We start from the raw sequence: 16,967 nt of genomic DNA, 5'->3' as shown, positions 1-16,967 counted from the left end.
TAGACTAGCATGACTGCTAATCTACGTCAGCCCCATATAATTTGCTGGCATCATCCTGCGGCTAGTTTGTGTAAAAAACGGCAACCAACAAATCAGGGTGATTTACAATTCAAAACTGATTCAGTTAAACCTGTTGGTTTCCTAATTGTAGTAAGAGTTTATTTTGCTGCTGGCTAAGGAGGAATGTCTTTGGCCAGTGGCAATATGTTGTGAAGAATTAAAGTTATGTCTGATACCGAACAGGCGCTCCGGCCAGAAGTCGTCCGGGAAAACGCGCCGCCGCCCAAGAGATACGGTGTATTTTTGCTGAATGATGATTACACACCGATGGATTTTGTAGTTGGTTTACTTACTGATATTTTCAGGCTAACTGAAAATCGGGCAGAGGCGGTGATGTTGCAAGTGCATCATGAAGGTAAAGGCTTGTGCGGTATTTACCAAAAAGATATTGCTGATACCAAGCATCAGCAAGTGCAAAACCTTGCCCGGCAGGCCGGTCATCCGCTGCTGAGTATGGTTGAGGAGGTGTGAGCCATGTTGTCGAAAGAGCTGGAAAGCATTTTGCAGGTGATTTATGCCGATGCGCGTATGCAGCGTTATGAATTTATCGGCATCGAACACTTATTACTCTCGCTGGTGCAGGAGAGCGACGAGGTGCGGGCGGTGTTAAAAAGCTGCGGTGCAAACATTCCGGTTTTGGCCGAACAGCTGGCCATCAGTATTGAAGAAAATACACCGGTGCTGCCCGAGGATTCTCCAACTGGCAGCGAAACCCAGCCCACGCTCGGCTTCCAGCGCGTGATTCAGCGTGCGATTGTGCATGTGCAGTCGGCAGGCAAACGGCAGGTGCAGCCGGTGGACGTACTGGTGGCGATTATGTCGGAAAAAAACAGCCATGCTGTGTATTTCCTGGGCTTGCAGTCGATTGGCCGCAGCGAGATTCTCAACTATATCGCGCACGGCATCGTGCCGGATCGCATAGCGGAAACAGATAAAGGCGATGAAGTTGAACAGGAAGGTGGCGAAGAGGGCAAACCTATCCGTCATGCCCTAGCCAAATATACCGTTAACCTTAATATTGAAGCACGCGAAGGGCGTATCGATCCGCTGGTTGGCCGCACCATGGAGTTGGAACGCCTCATGCAAACCCTGTGCCGCCGCCGCAAAAACAACCCGCTTTTGGTGGGTGAGGCCGGTGTGGGCAAAACCGCGCTGGCCGAAGGCTTGGCTTATCGTTTGGAGCACGGCGATGTGCCCGAAGCACTGGCCGGCGCCACTGTGTTTGCATTGGATATGGGCTCGCTCCTGGCTGGCACCAAATACCGCGGCGACTTTGAAGCCCGCATCAAAGCCGTGCTCAAAGAGCTGGCCAAAATCGAGCATTCCATCCTGTTTATCGACGAAATCCACACCATCATCGGCGCAGGCAGCACCACCGGCAGCACCATGGATGCCTCCAACCTGCTCAAACCCGCCCTCTCTAAAGGCCATCTGCGCTGTATCGGCGCCACCACCTATGACGAATACCGCGCCATTTTCGCTAAGGACCACGCCTTAAGCCGACGCTTCCAGAAAATCGACGTGCCCGAGCCCAGCGTAGCCGAAACCGTGGAAATCCTTAAAGGCCTGCAACCTGCGCTTGAAGATTTCCATCAAATCCGCTTCTCTCAACACGCCCTGAGTGCTGCCGCCGAGCTTTCGGTACGCTACCTGAACGACCGCTTCCTACCCGATAAGGCCATCGATTTGATTGACGAAGCTGCCGCCGCCCAGCGCATCCTGCCTGGTGATAAACGGCACAAAGTGATTGAGGCCGCACAGATTGAAGAAGTGGTGGCCAAAATTGCCCGCATTCCCGAGCAAACCGTATCCAAAGACGACAAAGAAGTGTTGCGCCATTTGGAGCGCAACCTGAAAAACATGGTGTTCGGCCAAGATGCTGCTATCGAAGCATTGGCTGCCGCCATTAAGATGTCCCGTTCCGGTCTGGGGTCGGCAGAAAAGCCTATTGGTAGCTTCCTGTTTTCCGGACCCACCGGCGTGGGCAAAACCGAAGTCGCCCGCCAGCTTGCCTATATTCTGGGCGTGCCGTTGCAACGTTTCGATATGTCGGAATACATGGAACGCCACGCCGTGGCTCGTCTCATCGGTGCGCCGCCCGGCTACGTTGGCTTTGAGCAGAGCGGACTGCTCACCGAAGCGGTAAACAAACAGCCCTTCTGCGTGTTGCTGCTGGATGAAATCGAAAAAGCCCACCCCGATGTGCACAATATCCTGCTGCAGATCATGGACTATGGCACACTTACCGACAACAACGGCCGCAAAACCGATTTCCGCAACGCCATCGTAATCATGACCACCAACGCTGGTGCCGAAAGCCTCAGCCGCCCCGTGCTCGGCTTCACCCGCCAGCGCATGAGCGGCGATGAGGGCGATGCGCTGAAAAAAGCCTTTACCCCCGAATTCCGTAACCGCCTGGATGCCGTGATTTCCTTTGCCCCGTTGGATACCGAAATCATCACCAAGGTAACCGACAAATTCCTGCTCGCCCTGGAGCAGCAGCTGTTGGCGAAAAACGTGGAAGCCCATTTCACCACCGGCCTACGCAGCTACTTGGCCGAGCAGGGCTTTGATCCGCAAATGGGTGCCCGCCCCATGCAACGGCTGATTCAAGACAAAATCCGCCGCCTGCTCGCCGACGAGCTCCTGTTCGGCCGCCTAAGCAAAGGCGGTGAAGTAACCATCGGCTACGATACCAAATCCGACAAAGTTACCCTTGCTTTCTCTGCTGCCAAAGCCAAGCGTGGCAAAGTGGCGGATGCCAACGGCTGATGCAGGTCGGATATGGTTTGCAGTGTAAACGTGTTGTAGCTTTGCAGAAACGCAGCTTCTTTTATGATAGCGAGGATGCGACTGCATTGAAGCTGATATTTTCAGGTAGCCTGCATTGCGCTTAGGCTACCTGAAGATTAGTTCGTGAAAGTTGTTGCTTTGTGTTTTAGCTTCATTGAAGTTTCGCTTTAGCGAAACTCACTGCGTTCGTTTTCAGGTAGCCTGCTGGTATGTAGAGAAGTTGGTGCTGGTTGATATTTAAAGGCTACCTGAAGAGTGGTTCGCAGAAATTGCGCTATTGTGTTTCAGGTAGCCTTTTCTTCTATCCTAATCCCACACAGCCATCCCACATAAAAATTGTCTGTAAGCAGTTTTCCCACCCCTTTGGGGGCTTGCCAAACCCCCGTCTTTCGGGCAAAGTTCGTCATTTTCTTGGCCACCCTTCATTTCGTTTGGCAAGCCTCTCATTATGTCTGAACCCATTCTCTCGCGGCTGGATACCCTGCTCAAAGTTGAAACGCCGGAAGCTATTGATATTTATCTGCGTCCGGCTTCGGTGTTTGCCCGTTCGCGCGCTTGGTTTGTTGATTTTATTCTCCGCGGCATTTGGCTGATGCTCTCCACTATGCTGTTTGCATTTATCTTCTCTGGTACGAATGGCGGTGATGACGGCAATATCGCTCAAGGCCTGTTCTTCTTTCTGCTATTTGTTAATATTTTCTTCACATTGTGGTTGTATTTCGTGGTGTTTGAAGTGTGCTGGAACGGGCAGACGCCGGGTAAGAAAATCTTCGGTTTGCGTGTGATCAACGATAACGGCACGCATATCTCCTGGTCTGCTTCGTTGTTGCGCAACCTGCTGCGTGTGTTTGACAGCCTGCCGTTTTTCTATGGTATCGGCATGATCTGCGGCCTGTGCAATCCTTACGGTCGCCGCTTGGGCGATATCATGGCTTCTACGGTGGTGGTGTATGTGGATAAAACGCGTGGACAGGCCGAGCGTATGGATTTAGGCAATATTGAAGCGATTACCCCGCCCGTGGCGCTCACACGCGAGGAACAACAGGCAATTTTGAGCTTTGTTGAACGCCGCCGCTATTTGAGCGCGGCGCGCACTGGCGAATTGGCGCAAATGATGGTGGGGGCGATTTTCGGCCAACAGGAAGACGAACGCAGTGCCGAGCGGTTGATATTGGGTTTGGCCAAATATTACGCGGGTGAACAGCGGAAGGAGGCGGCGTGAGGCAACTGTTTTTTGAAGAACAGCATCAGGCGTTCTGGCGCACGTTTGAGCAGGATTTGCAGCAGCTGGAAAAACGGCGCGGCAGCCTGAGTGCGCAGAAAACCGCTTTGTTTATGCAGGACTACCGCACAGTGTGCCACCATTTGGCGGTGGCCACCGATCGCTGCTATTCCGGCGGCCTTACCGATTATTTGCAATATCTGTGCGAACGCGCGCACCAGCTTTTGTATGTGGGGCAGCAGGTATCGCTGTGGGTGCGCTTCCGTGATTTCGTGATGCAGGGCTTCCCGCAGCTGGTGCGGCGCGAGAAAAAACTGGTGTGGCTGGCGCATGCGCTGTTTTACCTGCCGTTTATCGTGGCTTTTCTGCTCACGGCGTTTTATCCCGACAGCGTGGACAAAATCGAAGGCTTACAGCATGGTCCGCAATTGGCGGATAGCTATAAAGAGATGCTGGATCAGTATAGTGAGGGCACCAACCGCGAGGCGTGGCAAAATTTTTTGATGGCCGGCTATTATATTTTCAACAATATAGGTATCGCGTTTCAAAGTTTTGCCAGCGGCATTCTGTTTGGTTTGGGCACGGTGTATCTCACGGTGATGAATGGTTGGGTGATCGGCGGGGCAATGGGCTATATGACCCGCGATCCGGCCGGGCCGGCCTTTTTCTCGTTTGTGGGCGCGCACGGCGCATTTGAGCTTACCGGCATCGTGATGGCGGCGGCAGGCGGCCTGCGGTTGGGTTTGGCGCTGCTCAACCCACAGGGTTTGTCGCGGCGCGATGCCTTGCGCATTCAGGGTAAACAGGCAGTTGGGCTGATGAACGGCGGTTTCCTGATGCTGTTTATTGCCGCGTTTATTGAAGGCTTTTGGTCGCCGATTACCAGTATTCCGATGATTTTGAAAAATATTGTTTCCATAGCGATGTGGCTTCTGGTGTATGCCTATCTGCTGTATGCGGGCAGGAGGGCGGCATGAATATTTGGGAAACCCGCCTGAATTTCCGCCCGCGCAGCGGCTGGGAGGCTTTGGATTTGGGTGCGCGCCTGTTTCAGGAGCGGCTGGCGCTGTATATGGCGGTGTGGGCAACCCTGTCGCTGCCGGTATATGCGTTGGTACTGGCTTTGTGCTGGCAGCAGCCTGAATGGGGCGGTTTTTTGGTGTGGTGGCTTAAGCCGTTGTTTGAAGCGCCGGTGCTGTGGCTGATGTCGCAGCAGGTATTCGAGCCGCTGCCAACATACCGGCAATGCGTGCGCGCGGCATTTAGGCAGATGTGGCGACCGCGCTTGATTGGTGATTTAACCTGGCGGCGGTTCAGCCTGCGCCGCAGCCTGGTGCTGCCGGTTACGCTCTTGGAAGGCTTGAGCGGCAAGGCGCATCAGCGCCGCTGCAACGAATTGTCGCGCCAAAGCGGCGGTGCGGCCAGCTGGCTGGCGTTTTTCGGCATCCATCTGGAAAGTATCTTGGCTTTTGGCCTGCTTGCGATGCTGTTTTGGCTGTGGACGGGCGATCCGGCGCAAAATATTGTGGCTGGCCCGTTCGGAGGGGCGCGTTCCACCGATGCTTTGCAGCAGATTGAGGCTTTGGTGTCTTCCGGAGAAGGTTTGATTTTCCAGCATTTGCTCAATGGCATTTATGTGCTGCTGCTGTGTTTCTGGGGGCCGATTTATGTGGCCTGCGGTTTCACGCTTTATCTGAATGCCCGCACCAAGGCCGAAGGCTGGGACATCCGACTGGCTGCCCGCAAAATCCAAGACCGCCTGTTGGGCAGTAGCAGCGCGTTGTGGGCATTGGCTTTAGCTGTGTTTATCGGCTTCAGTTTTTCAGGTAGCCTGCATGCCGAACCGCTGCCCCAGCGTGAAAAGGTAGAGCAAATCCGTGATAACACTCTGCGTAAGGCGCCGTTTCAAAGCATTAAAACAAAAACCGAATACTGCTGGTTCAAATGCGATAAAGACGACGATGCTTCATCACGCCAGCTGCCGGAGCTGCCTGATGTGAAACCCCCATCGCCAGTTTGGTTTAACGCCATGATGTATGCCTTAATCGGCCTGCTGCTGGCCTTGGTGTTATGGATTTTATACCGTTGGTATCAAGCCAACGGCGGCTTCGGCTTGAGCCAGGGCGAAGAAGTGCCGGAAACCTTGTTCGGCATGAAAATTACGCCCGAAAGCCTGCCCAACGACGTGGCTTCCGCCGTGCTGGCCGAATACGAACGCGACCCGCGCGCCGCCATGAGCCTGCTCTACCGCGCCAGCCTCTCGCAAATCAGTCGCCGATACGGTCTGCCGCTGCGCAGCAGCGACACCGAAGGCCAAGTGCTCAAACGCGTACGCCAGCGACAGCCGCAGCTTTTGGACTACTGGCAGCCGCTTACCGACAACTGGGTAGAGCTGGCTTATGCCCACCGCCTGCCCGAGCGCGAAGCGGTACACAGCCTGTGCCGCCAATATCGCCAAGTGTTTGCCGGCGGGGATCAGGAATTTTCAGGTAGCCTGCGTGCCGCCGGGGAGGGTAGGGCATGAAAAACCGCCGTTCTATCCTAATCGGCTTGATTGCCATATTGCTTATCGGTGGCTTGATCGCCGTTGCCGGCCTGTCCAAGCAGGAAAGCAAAACCTGGCAGTCGCTCGATCCGCAGCAGGAAATGCGCGAAGGCTCGCTCTACGCTCTGAAAACCCTGCTCACTCGATATGGTGTGAAAAATATCCAGCACGAGCACAGTCTGTTTGGTTTAAACGAGCTCAACTCATACGACAGTAATCGACTGTTGATCGTGGCCGACAACCGCATGCGGGATAAGGAAGATGCCGAACGCCTGCTGGAATGGGTAGGGCGCGGCAATCATCTGGTGATGGCGCTCCCCAGTTATGCTGATGACAATCCGTTAAAAGCAGACGGCAAGCCGGATAATAGTGAAGATAAAGACACACTAAACTTCCGCCAAACCATGCTGCGCCACCTGCAAATCGGCACCGTGGAGCTGGAAGAAACCGACAGCAAAACCCTGCCCAATCTGCCTGCCTGCGTGAAAGCTGCCGAGCAGCGCCGCGAAGCCGCCCGCCAAATTGGCGATGAAGTTGCTTTGCAGATTGATCCGCACTGCAATGCTGGCTTGAGTAGCATCCAATTGCCCGAGGGTGCCGCGATCCAAACCTTCACCGGCTCCGGATACAGCTCTAATAGCGGCTGGGTGGTGCAAGATAGCAAACTGGTGCTGTTCCAAGGCAAAACTGGCTACGGCGCCGTGCAAACCATCCGCGTGCGCTATGGTGACGGCAGCGTATTGCTCACCTGGAACGAAGACTGGCTGGGCAATCCAAGCCGCCCTGATTTTAATCGCAATCATCTTGCCCTCTACGATCACCCCTATCTCGCCGTTTATCTGGCACAGGAAAAAGACAGCATCTTATTGGCCGACAAAGTTTATCCGTCTGATTACAGCAGCTCCGAGCCGATGATATGGAAAATGCTCAAAAGCCAGCCTGTGCTGCTGGCCATAGCCTTGGCCGCTGCCGCCATACTGCTATGGCGTATTGTGGTGCGCGTGGGCGTGGTGCAACAATTGCCGCCTGCGCCTGAACGCTACCTGAACCAGCACCTGCTCGCACAAGGCCAGTTCCTTACCCGCCACCTGAGCCGCCGTGCCATCCTCAGCGATATGCAGCGCCGACTGCTCGAAGGCCTACAACAGCGCCACCCGGCCTGGAAGCAGATGAGCAGCCGCAAACAGCTGGAGTTTTTGTGTGCCCAAACCAAGCTGCCGCCCTCCGTGGTCGAGCCTTGGATTACACCCTTGCCGGAAAAGGTCAATTTGGTGCAGTGGCTGCAAATGCTTGCCGCCCACCAGCGCATCGTGCGTAAGATAAACCGCTCGTGGTATTGAACGGCAGAGGCTACCTGAAAATATAAATGGCATGTTTCAGGTAGCCCGACCCAACCTATTTTTCAGGTAGCCTCAACCGAATTACAGGCTACCTGAAACCGAAACCTCCGATTAACCAACGAAACACATAATGCAAAAGGATGATTCGATGACGGACATCAATTTTTCCCAGCCCCACCAAGCCAGCACCAACCCCGCCATTCAGCAGGGCGTGCGTGCCATTCAAATGCTGCGCGCGCGGCTGAACGAAGTGCTCATCGGCCAACAGCAGGTGGTGGACGAAGTGCTTACCGTATTCCTGGCCGGCGGCCATGTGCTGCTCGAAGGCGTGCCGGGCACCGGTAAAACCCTGCTCGTGCGCTCGCTGGCGCAAACCTTTGCCGGCGAATTCCGCCGCATCCAATTTACCCCTGATTTGATGCCATCCGACGTTACCGGCCATTACCGCTACGATGCGCAAAACAGCCGTTTCGAGCTGCGCCAAGGCCCGGTATTCACTCACTTGTTGCTCGCCGACGAAATCAACCGCGCCCCGGCCAAAACCCAATCCGCCCTACTCGAAGTGATGCAGGAGCGCAGCGTCACGCTCGACGGCCACACCCATCATCTGCCCAGCCCCTTCATGGTATTGGCCACGCAAAACCCGATCGAGCAGGAAGGTACCTATCCGCTGCCCGAAGCCCAGCTCGACCGTTTCATGTTCAAAGTAATGATCGGCTACCCGGCTCCTGCCGACGAAGCACGCATGCTGAATGCCGTTATCAACAGCAGCAATAACGACCTGCTCAGCAGCAGCCAGCCTTCACACGTGTTCCAGCCGCAGCAAATTGAGCAGCTGAAAAAACTGGTGGCGCAAGTGGGCGTTGATCCGCAGATTATCGACTACACCGTGCGCCTAGTGGCGGCTACCCGCGACTGGCCTGCCTTATCTGTTGGCGCAGGGCCGCGTGCCGGTATCGCCCTCATCAGCTGTGCCCGCGCTTATGCTCTGTTGGCCGGCCGCGATTTCGTTACCCCCGACGACATCAAAGCCATTTGGCTGCCCGCCATGCGCCACCGCGTGCGCCTCTCCACCCAAATGGAAATGGAAGGCATCCAAGTGGAGCAGGTGTTGAACGAACTGGCCGCCTCCGTGCCCGCCCCACGCTTGTAAGGCATATTCATGAGACCATCCAGACTGCTGGTGCTGCTGTTTGCCGCCCTCGTTGCCGTGTGCATCGCCGGCTGGCTGATAGGCTACCTGAACGCAGATAACGGCCGCATCGTCCAATACATCGCCGGCGGCCTCGCCCTTCTGCTCGCCCTGGCCGCGCTGATTGATGCCTTCTGGCAGCGCCGCCAGCTTGAGCCGCGCTGGGAGCGCAGCCTGCCGCACCAGTTTATCCAAGGTCGGCCGCACGAAGTAGAACTCACGCTCACCCCGCCGGCCAAAGGCCGCTGGCGGCAGCCGCAAACCATCCTGGTGGCCGATCTGTTTCCGCCCGACTGGGACACCGACACCCCACACCTAATTATCGACACGCGGCCCGGCAGCCTTTCCACCATCCGCTACCGGCTCACCCCGCGCCGGCGTGGCCGTGCCGAATTTACTGGCATTGAATACTGGCTCGCCAGCCCACTCGGTCTGTGGCAGCGGCGGCATCGGCAGGAGCTGCCCGGTAAAGTGGACGTGCTGCCTGATTTCAGCCGCATCCTCGGTGCCGATTTAATCGGCCTGCAGCGCTGGCTTAACCTCGTGGGCGTGAAAAAACTGCCGCGCCTAGGCCTTGGCCAGGATTTCCACCAACTGCGCGACTACCAAGACGGCGACGACATCCGCAATATCGACTGGAAAGCCACCTCCCGCATGAGCCGCCCCATTGTGCGCACCTATCAAGACGAGCAAGACCAACAGCTCATCTTCTTGCTCGACTGCGGCCGCAATATGCGCCTGCAGATGGAAGGCAAAAGCCATTTCGACCATGCCCTGCAGGCCATGCTGCTGCTTTCCTACACTGCGCTCAAGCACGGCGACGCCGCCGGCCTGCTCACCTTCGCCCATCCCGTGGCCCGCTTCGTGCCGCCGCACAAGGGCATGGAGCAGCTCGGTCGCCTGGTGCAGGGCGTATTCGATATCGAGCCCTCGCAGCAGGCTGCCGATTTTGAAAGCGCCGTGAACTTATTGCTGCAAAAACAGAAACGCCGCGCCCTCGTGGTAGTGCTCTCCCATTTGAACCACGAAGACAGCCGCCATCTGCTGCAACACATCCAGCGCCTGCGCAAGCACCACATGGTTTTATTCGGCGGCCTGCGCCCGCTCGCCCCCGAAGAAGTGCGCCAACAGCCCGTGCGCAACGAAGCAGACGCCCAAGCCTACCTCGGCGCTTTGCAATACGAAAGCCACGTGGCCGAAGCCATCCGACACTTTGATGCCGCCCGCATCAACGCCATCAATGTTTTGCCCAACCAACTGAGCACCGAGCTCATCAACCGCTACCTCCAGCTCAAACGTCGTCAAGCGTGGTAGGGCAGGCTACCTGAAAGTATTTCCTGTTCTTGCTGAGGGCTGGCAATGGGCGGTAAACCGTAAACCAATATTTGTATCTGCTGTAAATTTTCAGGTAGCCTCAAATGCTAAAGAGGCTACCTGAAAATTTTAGGTAGCCCTGTCTTTAACTTCAAACACTCAAACTTATAGCTGAAACAATCATTTTCTTACAGGAGGCTGATTCTAGGCAGTGTGGGAGGGCTGTGAGGCGAGCCAATGCCGTATGAAACGAAATTGTTTCAGTCAGTGGTGCATCCAAACCCCCAAGCCATGAGCACATAAACTTTCAGGTAGCCTTTTCGATTTATGGCCAAAGAAAAACACAGCCGGTTGTGGTAACGGGCTGTGTTTGTTTCTCGAAAGATTAGTACAGTTTCGGCGGCAGCTGTTGGCTGCGCAGGCGTTTCTGCAAACGTTTTACTGCAGCGGCTTTTTTGCGTTTGCGCTCAGTAGTCGGTTTTTCGTAGGCTTCACGGGCACGCAGCTCGGTGAGCAGACCGGTTTTTTCGATAGAGCGCTTGAAACGGCGCATGGCTACTTCAAACGGTTCGTTTTCTTTTACGCGAATAGAAGGCATTTTATCATCCTTAAAATATTTTATTTGTTGCCGGGCAATGGTGCCCGAGAAAATGGTTTGATTTATCACTTTTGCACTGGCTGGTGCGGGCTGGATAAGAGCCGTGGTGGAAAAATCACCTCCTAATCGGGGCGGCTGCACCGATGATTGAGCGGTGCGCCAAAATATTAGGCAGCAGAAAGGGCTGCATATAAAGGTGAGAATTATCGCGGCTACGGTCGGATTTGTCAAGCAGGGCAAGGCGGTAGCGGCGTATGAGGGAATAAGTGTTTCGCGATAAAGCCCATGCTTGGTTTAAATCGGCAGCATGGGCTTTCAGGTAGCCTTTGCCTGCTTACTCCGGGCTAAGCCACACGGCGCTGACCATGCGGCCGGTTTGGCCGTCGCGGCGGTAGGAGAAAAAGCGGTCGCGCTCGAGCACGGTGCAATGCTGGCCGCCGTAGATTTGGCTAACGCCGGCACGGCGCAGGGTTTGGGTGGCGAGCAGATAAATGTTTGCCAGGTATTTGCCGCTGCCGATGGGCTCGAAGGCGGCTTCGGCGGCGGGGTCGGCCTGGGTGAAGGCAGCCAAAACGTCTCCGCCCACTTCAAAAGCGTCGGGGCCAATGGCAGGGCCGAGCCAGGCGAGGAGGTCGGCAGGGTCTGCTTGCATAGCGGCGATGGTGTTTTCCAGCACGCCACCGGCGAGGCCGCGCCAGCCAGCGTGGGCGGCGGCCACTACGCTGCCGGCACGGTCGCAGAGGAGTACGGGCAGGCAGTCGGCGGTCATGACGGCGCAGGCGGCGCGGCGGCTGCGGTCGAAAGCGGCATCGGCTTCCGGCGGAGCGTCAAGGCAATCGGCAGCGTGCACCACGCGATTGCCGTGCACTTGGCGCAGATAGGCCAGCGGCAGGGGAACGTGCGCCTGCACGCGGCGGCGGTTTTCGGCCACGGCGGCAGGGTCGTCGCCCACGTGGTCGCCGACGTTCAGGCTGGCGAAACGGCCTTGGCTAACGCCGCCTTGGCGGGTGGTAATCAAAGTGTGGACATTGCTTGGCGCGGGCCAATCGGCGTGCAGGAGGCTACCTGAAATTTCAGGTAGCCCTAAGCTGGCGGCAAAGCTGTTGGCGGGGAATTGGCCGTTCATGCGGTTTCATCCGGGCGCAGTTGCGGGCAGACGGCGAGGATGGCGCTGAGGATGGCTTCGCCCAGGCGCAGGGAGCGTTGGCCGTTCCAGCCGAAGTCGTCGTCGGGCAGGTTGATGTTGTCTTTGAAGGGCATTTCGAGGGTGTAGGAGAGGCAGCCGAAGGTTTCGCCCACGTAGGATTTGGCAATAGCGAGGTTGGCTTGGCCGGGGGCGGTTTTGGGGTAGCCGTGTTCGTCTTGGAAGTCGGGGCTGGCCTGGCGCAGGGCGGTTTTGAAGGCGGCTTCGAGCGCGGCGAGGCGGGCATCATAGGAAGGGTTGCCTTCGCAGCCGGCAGCGAATACGTAGGGCAAGGCTTCTTCGCCGTGGATGTCGAGGAATAAATCTACACCGGTTTCGTGCATTTTTTGGCGCACGGCATACACTTCGGGGCTGCGCTCGGGGCTGGGGTTTTGCCATTCGCGGTTGAGGTCGGCGCCGGCGGCATTGGTGCGCTGGTTGCCCAGGGCGGCGCCGTCTGGGTTCATATTGGGTACGATATAGAAGGTGGCGCAGTCGAGCAGGGCGCGGGCGGTGGGGTCTTGGTGGTCGAGCAGTCGAGAGAGCAGGCCTTCGGCAAACCATTCGGCCATGCTTTCGCCGGGATGCTGGCGGGCGATGATCCAGATTTTGAGGTCGCTGGCAGCTTGGTGGCCGATGGTGAGCAGGTTGATGTCGCGGCCTTGCGCGGTGCTGCCGAGATCGTCTATTTGGCATAGGCCGCTGCCTTGGGCGTCGCCGAGGAGGTTGAGGTGCTGCTCGTGGGAATAGGGCTCGAAATAGGCGTAATACACGCTGCCGGCCAGCGGGGTGTGTTCGATGGTGAGCACGCCGTCTTCATAATGAGTGGGCACGCGGAACCAGTTGCTGCGGTCGTAGGAGGCGGTGGCCTGATAATCTTCCCAGCCTTCGGGGTAGCTGGATTGGCCGGCGTTTTCGATGCGGATACGACAAGGTTGGTAGGCCGCTCCCTGCAGGCGGAAATAAAACCACTGGCTGAAGGAGGCGGCATTGTCGCCGCGCAGGGCCAGGCGGATATTTTGGCTGTCGGTACTGTCGATTACGCTGATGGCGCCGGCATCGAAGTTGCTGCTGATTTTGGGCATGGCAGGTCTCGCTGCTTGAGGAGGGGAAGCGGGGATTGTAATGCTTTTCAGGTAGCCTTTCTAGGGACGGTGGTGAGGGGAAAGGGCGGCGGAAACTGGATTTTTTGCGGCAGGGGCTCTAAACTGTGCAGCGGATTGGGTGGTGGCATTGCTTCGGGCAGCTTGTTTGCATCGTGCCGCTACCGTGCTTTTATATTGATTTTAAAGGAAGAGATAATGAAGATTTTGTTATTGGGCGCACCCGGTGCGGGCAAAGGCACGCAGGCGCAGTTCATCACCGCCGCTTTCGGTATTCCGCAGATTTCCACCGGCGACATGCTGCGCGCTGCCATTAAAGCCGGCACGCCGCTGGGGTTGGAAGCCAAAAAGATTATGGACGCAGGCGGCTTGGTACGCGACGACATCATCATCGGCATGGTGAAAGAGCGCATTGCGCAGGATGACTGCAAAAACGGTTTCCTGTTCGACGGCTTCCCGCGCACGCTGGCGCAGGCCGAAGCCATGCAGGAGGCAGGCGTAGTTTTGGATGCGGTGGTGGAAATCGATGTGCCTGATGAGGTGATTCTCGAGCGCATGGCCGGCCGCCGCGTGCACCTGCCTTCCGGCCGCACTTACCACATCCGCTACAACCCGCCCAAAGTGGAAGGCAAAGACGACGTTACCGGCGAAGACCTGATTCAGCGCGACGACGACCGCGAGGAAACCGTGAAAAACCGCCTGGATGTGTACCACAAACAAACTGCCGTGCTCGTCGGCTTCTACAGCCAGCTCACCGGCGACAACGCGCCCCGCTATATCAAAATCGACGGTACACAGCCGGTGGAAGCCGTGAAAGCTGCTGTATTGTCTGCTTTAGGCAAATAAGCCGGCGCAGAAGTTTTCAGGTAGCCTCCAGCCAAGTAGCAGGCTACCTGAAACTAAAAGGCTACCTGAAAAAGGAAAAGCAATGAAAAAACTATGGTTTGCAGCCTGCGTATTGGCGCTTTCCGCCGCCGCTTCGGCCGAATTGCGCGAAAACCGCTCCTACATGCCGGAAGAGGAAAAGCCGTGGGAAGAGGCTGCCGTGGTGCTGCCAGATTATCCCGATCTGCAGCGCGGCGAGTGGTTTGAGCTGTATATCAACCCCACCTACCGCAACAAAGTTTGGCTGCAGCTGCCTGTGCAGCAGGCCGCCGACCGCAGCATGCGCTATGTGCTGGCCGTGCAGCCGCAGGGCGGGCAGCCGAATATGAGCTATGAGGGCATGCGCTGCGGCGACCGCCACCTCAGATCCTTTGCCTTTGGCGACAACACCAACCGGCGCTGGATTGCTCCGCGCAATAATGTATGGCGCAAGTTCGACAGCTATGTGAACGCCAACGACCCGGTGCGCAGCCGCCTGATGGCGATTTTCTGCAACGATGGCCGTGCGCTCACTGCGCAAGAGCTCGATCAGCGCATCCGTAGTATGGGCGGGCTACACTGAGGGTGTGAACGTTTAACTTAAGATAAAAGGCTACCTGAAAACCGGTTTGGGTTTCAGGTAGCCTTTTCCCAGCCAGCCACAAATTTAGGTTAAACCCTGCTAAAGCGGCCTTGCTGCATTGTTGCCCAACCCCGATTTGCCTTACAATCGCTGTTTTCAACGGCAGAGGCCGCTATGTCTTCGTCTTCTACCCCGCACACTACAGCCAGCAGCTTGGTCTTATATCGCCGACTGTTTGGCTACCTGAAAAACTATCTGCGTATTTTCGCCCTGGCCGTGCTCGGCATGGTGGTGGTGGCCGCCACCGGGCCGATTTTCGCCTGGTTGCTTAAACCGCTGATTAATGAAGGCTTTGTAGAGAAAAATCTCTCCGCTATGCGGTGGGTGCCGCTGGCGATTATCGGCCTGTTTATCTTGCGCGGTATCTTCAACTTCATCAACGAATACAGCACCAGTTACCTCTCCGGCCACCTAGTGCAGCAAATCCGCCGCGAAATGTTTGCCAAAATGCTCAAGCTGCCGGCCGGCTATTTCAGCCAACACGGCAGCGGGCGGATTATGTCGCGCATCATGAACGATGCCAGCCAGATTACCGAGGCCGGTTTCAATGTGGTAACCGTAACCGCCAAAGACGGCATCACCGTGGTGGGGTTATTGGGCTTCCTGCTGTATCTGGATTGGCAGCTCACGATTATCACGCTGATTTTAATTCCCGTGTTGGCCTGGTGCGTGCGCCAGGTGAGCAAACGACTGCGTCAGCTTTCTCGTGAAAGCCAGCAATATGTCGGGCAGATGACGCAGGTGTTAGATGAGAGCATTACTGGCGAGCGCGTGATTAAAGTGTATGGTGGGCAGGAGTACGAGAAAAACCGTTTCGATGAAACTGCCATCAACGTGCGTCGCAATGGCGTGAAGCAAACCGCCGCCAACTCCTTCAGTACGGCGGTAACCCAGCTGATGATTGCCACTGCGCTGGCCGCTATCCTTTATTTGGCTGCCGCCCGCGCGGCTTCCGACTCGTTTAGCGCCGGCGATTTTATGTCCTTCCTTTCTGCCATGCTGATGATGTTCGATCCCATTAAGCGCATGACCGGCATTTCTTCTTCGCTGCAACGCGGCCTGGCTGCTGCCGAGAGTGTATTCAGCTTTTTGGACGAGCCAGTTGAACCCGATAACGGCACCGAAACCCTCAGCGAGCACACCGGTGATATCGAGTTGGTGAACGTGAGCCACTACTATGAAGGCGCCGCTCGCAACAGCCTCGACAACATCAATTTGCACATTCCCAACGGCAGCGTGGTGGCCTTGGTGGGTGCGTCCGGCTGTGGTAAAACCACGTTGGCCAACCTATTGCCGCGCTTCTTCGACCCCACCGCGGGCGAAGTGCGTATCGGCGGGCGCGACATCCGTGAGTACAGCATGGCCTCCCTGCGCAAACAAATGGCGCTGGTGAGCCAGGACGTGGTGCTGTTTAACGGCACGGTGGCCGAAAACATCGCCTACGGCCGTTTCGATGCCGACCCTGCCGATATTGAAGCAGCAGCCAAAGCCGCCAACGCCTGGGAATTCATCTCTGCCATGCCGCAGGGTTTGCAAACCGAAATCGGCCAAAACGGTCTCAAACTTTCCGGCGGTCAGCGCCAGCGTATCGCCATCGCCCGCGCCCTGTTGAAAAACGTGCCCATCCTGATTTTGGACGAAGCCACCAGCGCGCTCGACACCAAATCCGAACGCTTGGTGCAATCCGCACTCGATAAACTCATGCAGCAGCGTACCACTTTGGTGGTGGCACACCGCCTCTCTACCATCGAGCAGGCCGATAAGATTGTGGTGATGCACGAAGGCCGGATTGTCGAGCAGGGCAAACATGCCGAGCTGCTTGCCAAAGGCGGCCGCTACGCCGACCTCTACCGTATGCAGTTCCACGAACAGCAAGAGCAACAGGCGCAACAGGCAGAAGCCGCCGAAAGCCTATCGGGCGTGCTTTAACGCTGTTGTATAGGAGTAAAAGGAAAGGCTACCTGAAATCTTCAGGTAGCCTTTTAGTATGTTTGCAGGCAAGTGTTGCATGGATTGGATTGCAATGCTGGTATGCCGGCCAATAAGCCGGATTAGCACGCATTAAGGTTGCCTGAAATGTTCAGCCAGCCTTCCATTTAATCAATCCCAA

General features: G+C 56.5%; 14 protein-coding genes. 11 read left to right on the top strand and 3 right to left on the bottom strand.

From position 1 onward, the window contains the following. Window positions 1-225: 225 nt before the first annotated feature. From clpS to HMPREF2541_RS01115, 8 genes are all read left to right on the top strand, one after another. On the top strand, window positions 226-531 hold the full coding sequence (gene clpS, locus HMPREF2541_RS01150; RefSeq protein WP_003822551.1) for an ATP-dependent Clp protease adapter ClpS: 306 nt from the start codon (window positions 226-228) through the stop codon (window positions 529-531). 3 nt (window positions 532-534) lie between these two features. Continuing rightward, window positions 535-2,832 (top strand): ATP-dependent Clp protease ATP-binding subunit ClpA, encoded by a 2,298-nt coding sequence (gene clpA, locus HMPREF2541_RS01145; RefSeq protein WP_049258453.1) that lies wholly within the window; start codon window positions 535-537, stop codon window positions 2,830-2,832. Between the two features lie 469 nt (window positions 2,833-3,301). Continuing rightward, entirely contained in the window at window positions 3,302-4,075 is a 774-nt protein-coding gene (locus tag HMPREF2541_RS01140) for an RDD family protein (protein WP_070541338.1), read from the top strand. Beyond that, a complete protein-coding gene (locus HMPREF2541_RS01135; protein WP_070541336.1) occupies window positions 4,072-5,052 on the top strand; it encodes a stage II sporulation protein M in 981 nt (326 codons plus the stop codon). The genes HMPREF2541_RS01140 and HMPREF2541_RS01135 overlap by 4 nt, the downstream gene beginning before the upstream one ends. Continuing rightward, window positions 5,049-6,599 (top strand): DUF4129 domain-containing protein, encoded by a 1,551-nt coding sequence (locus HMPREF2541_RS01130; RefSeq protein ID WP_070541334.1) that lies wholly within the window; start codon window positions 5,049-5,051, stop codon window positions 6,597-6,599. Before HMPREF2541_RS01135 ends, HMPREF2541_RS01130 begins: the two co-directional genes overlap by 4 nt. Then, a complete protein-coding gene (locus HMPREF2541_RS01125; protein WP_049258457.1) occupies window positions 6,596-7,960 on the top strand; it encodes a DUF4350 domain-containing protein in 1,365 nt (454 codons plus the stop codon). Before HMPREF2541_RS01130 ends, HMPREF2541_RS01125 begins: the two co-directional genes overlap by 4 nt. A gap of 148 nt (window positions 7,961-8,108) precedes the next feature. After that, on the top strand, window positions 8,109-9,113 hold the full coding sequence (locus tag HMPREF2541_RS01120) for an AAA family ATPase (protein WP_049258458.1): 1,005 nt from the start codon (window positions 8,109-8,111) through the stop codon (window positions 9,111-9,113). A 9-nt stretch (window positions 9,114-9,122) separates the two neighbouring features. After that, window positions 9,123-10,466 carry a DUF58 domain-containing protein gene (locus HMPREF2541_RS01115; RefSeq protein ID WP_070541332.1) on the top strand — a complete coding sequence of 448 codons (1,344 nt, stop codon included), beginning with the start codon at window positions 9,123-9,125 and terminating at the stop codon, window positions 10,464-10,466. A 385-nt stretch (window positions 10,467-10,851) separates the two neighbouring features. Here the strand turns inward: HMPREF2541_RS01115 and rpsU are convergent, their stop codons facing one another. From rpsU to HMPREF2541_RS01100, 3 genes are all read right to left on the bottom strand, one after another. After that, the gene (rpsU, locus tag HMPREF2541_RS01110; protein WP_023886457.1) at window positions 10,852-11,064 is read right to left on the bottom strand and encodes a 30S ribosomal protein S21; all 213 of its coding nucleotides are present in this window, start codon (window positions 11,062-11,064) and stop codon (window positions 10,852-10,854) included. 334 nt (window positions 11,065-11,398) lie between these two features. After that, window positions 11,399-12,190, bottom strand: coding sequence for a peptidoglycan editing factor PgeF (gene pgeF, locus HMPREF2541_RS01105; protein WP_081251833.1), 792 nt, complete (start codon window positions 12,188-12,190; stop codon window positions 11,399-11,401). After that, window positions 12,187-13,332: a M14 family metallopeptidase gene (locus HMPREF2541_RS01100; RefSeq protein WP_064084872.1), complete on the bottom strand. Its 1,146-nt coding sequence runs from the start codon at window positions 13,330-13,332 to the stop codon at window positions 12,187-12,189. The genes pgeF and HMPREF2541_RS01100 overlap by 4 nt, the downstream gene beginning before the upstream one ends. A 216-nt stretch (window positions 13,333-13,548) precedes the next feature. Between HMPREF2541_RS01100 and adk the strand changes: the two genes are divergently transcribed. From adk to msbA, 3 genes are all read left to right on the top strand, one after another. Further along, on the top strand, window positions 13,549-14,196 hold the full coding sequence (adk, locus tag HMPREF2541_RS01095) for an adenylate kinase (protein WP_070541330.1): 648 nt from the start codon (window positions 13,549-13,551) through the stop codon (window positions 14,194-14,196). A gap of 82 nt (window positions 14,197-14,278) precedes the next feature. Beyond that, window positions 14,279-14,797 carry a CNP1-like family protein gene (locus HMPREF2541_RS01090; RefSeq protein WP_049258461.1) on the top strand — a complete coding sequence of 173 codons (519 nt, stop codon included), beginning with the start codon at window positions 14,279-14,281 and terminating at the stop codon, window positions 14,795-14,797. A 174-nt stretch (window positions 14,798-14,971) separates the two neighbouring features. Then, window positions 14,972-16,786 carry a lipid A export permease/ATP-binding protein MsbA gene (msbA, locus tag HMPREF2541_RS01085; protein ID WP_049258463.1) on the top strand — a complete coding sequence of 605 codons (1,815 nt, stop codon included), beginning with the start codon at window positions 14,972-14,974 and terminating at the stop codon, window positions 16,784-16,786. Window positions 16,787-16,967: the final 181 nt, after the last annotated feature.

The sequence above is a fragment of the Eikenella sp. HMSC061C02 genome, from assembly GCF_001809035.1.
Lineage (GTDB): Bacteria > Pseudomonadota > Gammaproteobacteria > Burkholderiales > Neisseriaceae > Eikenella > Eikenella corrodens.
Note: the sequence above shows the minus strand (reverse complement) of the source record. Positions and strands in the feature narration are given on the sequence as shown.